Source organism: uncultured Microbacterium sp. (assembly GCF_947632095.1).
Taxonomy (GTDB): Bacteria; Actinomycetota; Actinomycetes; order Actinomycetales; family Microbacteriaceae; genus Microbacterium.
This window is the reverse complement of the sequence record NZ_CANROA010000096.1, coordinates 1-3,323: the sequence shown is the minus strand read 5'-3', so window position 1 is coordinate 3,323 and position 3,323 is coordinate 1. Positions and strand designations below refer to the sequence as shown.

General features: G+C 68.2%; 3 protein-coding genes. All 3 read right to left on the bottom strand.

Annotation, left to right across the window (positions count from 1 at the left end; genetic code table 11):
- Positions 1-1,151, bottom strand: a 1,151-nt coding sequence (gene putP, locus Q0Z66_RS12310) for a sodium/proline symporter PutP (protein ID WP_298041582.1), incomplete at its 3' end; no start/stop codon positions are given.
- A 118-nt stretch (positions 1,152-1,269) separates the two neighbouring features.
- A complete protein-coding gene (locus Q0Z66_RS12305) occupies positions 1,270-2,325 on the bottom strand; it encodes a DUF998 domain-containing protein (protein ID WP_298041580.1) in 1,056 nt (351 codons plus the stop codon).
- Between the two features lie 45 nt (positions 2,326-2,370).
- Positions 2,371-3,323: siderophore-interacting protein (locus Q0Z66_RS12300; protein WP_366939002.1), on the bottom strand; the 953-nt coding region annotated here is incomplete at its 5' end.

The following is a 3,323-nucleotide window of genomic DNA, read 5'->3' as shown; positions in this document are numbered from 1 at the left end:
GCGATGATGAGCACCGCGACACGGCCGAGCATCACCATGCGCTTGCCCTCGGGCGGAGTCTTCTTCATGACCTTGTAGAGGTCTTCGACGAGCGCCGAGGAGCAGACGATCAGCTGGCTCGACACGGTGCTCATGATGGCCGCGAGAACCGCGGCGAGCACAAGACCGGCGATGAACGGGTGCAGCAGCGTCTGCGACATGACCAGCACCACGGTCTCGGGGTTGCCCAGGTCGATGCCCCTCTGCGCCATGTAGGCGATGCCGACGATGCCCGAGAAGACGGCGCCGGCGAGCGAGAGGATCATCCACGACATGCCGATGCGGCGAGCGCTCTTGGCCTCACGCGGGCTGCGCAGCGCCATGAAGCGCACGATGATGTGCGGCTGGCCGAAGTAGCCGAGCCCCCAGGCGAGCGCCGAGACGATCGCGAGGACCGTGCCGCCGGTGATCGCCGTGCCGCCGATGAGCGACAGGTGGTTCGGGGCGAGGTCGTCGATGTAGGTGCCGACCTCGTCGAATCCGCCGACCGCGATGACCGCCGCGACGGGGACGACGATGAGGGCGATGACCATCATGAGGCCCTGCACGACGTCCGTGAACGAGGCTCCGAGGAAGCCGCCGAAAAGCGTGTAGATCAGGGTGACCCCGGCGACGAGCGCCATGCCGAGCAGGTAGTCCGAGTTGAAGGAGCTCTCGAAGAAGACGCCTCCGGCGACCATGCCGCTGGAGATGTAGAGCGTGAAGAAGACGAGGATGACGATGCCGGCGAGGATGCGCAGCAGTCGCGACGAGTCGCGCAGCCGGTTCTCGAAGAAGCTCGGCACCGTGATGGAGTTTCGGGAGACCTCTGTGTAGGCCCGCAGTCGCGGAGCGACGAGCCACCAGTTCAGATATGCGCCGATCGTCAGGCCGATCGCGATCCACGCCTCGATGAGTCCGGAGAGGTAGATGGCACCGGGCAGGCCCATGACCAGCCAGCCCGACATGTCGCTCGCACCGGCGCTGAGCGCGGCCACGCCCGGCGGCAGATCGCGCCCGCCGAGCATATAGTCCTCGTGGTTCTTCGTGCGCCGGAACGCCACGTAGCCGATCACGAGCATGGCGGCGAAATACAGCGCCAGCGCGATGAAGATGAATATCTGGTCGGACATCGTCGTCCCTCCGTACTTATGGTGCGGTGTAGCCCCGAGCCTGACAGAGATGCCGACCCCATGCCAGAGTTATCCACACCTCACGGGGCGCGCCGACCGGAATTCCGGGATGCCGCGATCAGGCGTGCAGCAACCCGCGCTCGGCCGGTCGCGCGTCGACCGGTGCGAGCACGGCGAGGATGCGCACGAGCGTGGTGAGCCAGAGCAGCCCCATCCCGATGACGATGGCTTCGAGCACCGTGAGCGAGAAGATGTGGAACCGGTCGGTGAGCACGAAGGCGACCACGAGCAGCACGACGGTTCCGGCAGACGTCACCACCAGCGGCTTCGGCGGGCCCGGCATCATGAACGTCGTCACGGTTCCCGCCGCGATGAAGAGCACCAGCGTCGACACGGCCGCGATGTTGTGGATCAGCAGATTGCGCTCGAGCGGGAAGAGCCCGACCTCGGCGAGCGCGACGCCGGTGGCAGCCCACAGGAGGACGACGGCGACGATCCGCCCGAACCAGCCGTCGCCGCGGAGTCGGTGCAGGTCGCGGCCGATGTAGAACCCGACGGTGGCGATGAGGAGTCCGCCGACGATGAGCGTTCCGTTGAACACCCAGGCGTCGTCTCCGATGCCCAGCTGCGAGAAGTTCAGGTGCCACCAGGCGGGGTCGGCTGCCGTGAGCATCGCGAACAGTGTGCCGAGCACGAGGTAGCTGAACAGCAGGTTCGCGAGATCGCCCGTGGAGAGTCCGGTGCCGGCTTCGAAGGCGAGGCGTCCGCCGATGGCGCCGGCGATGCCGATCACGATCCCGCCTCCGAGGGGCGGCAGTTGCAATCCGTGAAGACCGACGCCGAGCACTTCACCGGCGACGAGGACGCCGAAGGCGGTCACACCGGCGAAGGCGATCGTCAGCGCGAGCGACGAGAAAGCCGAGACGAGCACCTGCCAGCGCGGCATCGCCGCGGTCTCGCCGCGCCGGTGCAGGAAGCTGCTGATGAGGAACGCTCCGGCGGCCACGAGGCCGCCCACGATCGCAGCGGGCAGGCCGATGGATCGTTCGCCGACGATCGGGCGCGGCGCTCCTCCCCAGAGGACGAAGGCCCCGGCCGATGCGCTGATCAAAAAGCAGATGAGCGTCGCCCAGATGGCACGGCTCTCCCGCAGCATCCGGTCGTCATCATCCATTCCTCTATGGAACCACGAGCCACCGACACCGATGACGCCGAAGACTCAGCCGCGCATCGCGACGCCTCGGCGCCAATAGCCCATGAACGCCACCTGTGCGCGGTCGATGCCGAGGTCCTTGACGAGGTGGCGGCGCAGCGTCGTGACGACGCCGCTCTCCCCCGCGATCCAGAAGTAGCGGTCGCCGTGCGTGCCGGCATCGTCGGCGAGATCCTCGCCGCTGCCGGAGTAGATCGGCGTCTCCCAGACGAGGTCCTCCCCTTCGGCATCCTGCACCACGATCTCCTGGTGCCCCGTGTCGCCGAGGAAGTCGAGCACGGTGGGGAGCAGCCGCTGTCCGTGCGCGGCGCCGCCGCGCGGCAGCCAGTGCACCTCGACGCCCGAGGGCGCGTCGATCGGCAACTCGTCCTCCGCCACGGGCACCTCGATGAACGCGATGCCGCGGGTGTCGCGCGGAGCATCCTCGAGGATGCGCGCGATCGCAGGAGCCGCGGTCTCATCGCCGACGAGCACGATCTTCGACGCCTCGCCCGGCGCGTACTCGATGCCGCCGCGGCTCTCGCGCCCGCGGCGCGGACCGACGATCAGCACCTCGTCGCCGGCCTGCGCGGCGCTCGCCCACAGCGAGGCGGGGCCCGTGAGTCCGGGTTCCAGGTGCAGCACGAAGTCGACGACGACCTCGGTGCCCTCGGGGTTCACGCGCAGCTCGCGCACCGAGTAGGTGCGCATCGACCCGCGCTCCTCCTCGCCGAAGGCCTGGTAGGCGCCCCACCAGTCATCCGTGTCGCGATCGATCGCGGGGAGCGCACCGGATGCCGGCGGAAAGACGATCTTGATGCGCACGTCGTAGACGTCGCCGGGGGTGCCGAAGCGGTCGAAGTCGTCACCGCCGAACGTGATGCGCACGAAGTTCGGCGACACCCTCTCGACGGCGCGCACCTCTGCGCGGGCGAGGATGAACGGGGAGCGGGTCTGGGTCTCAGCGGACATGATGCCTT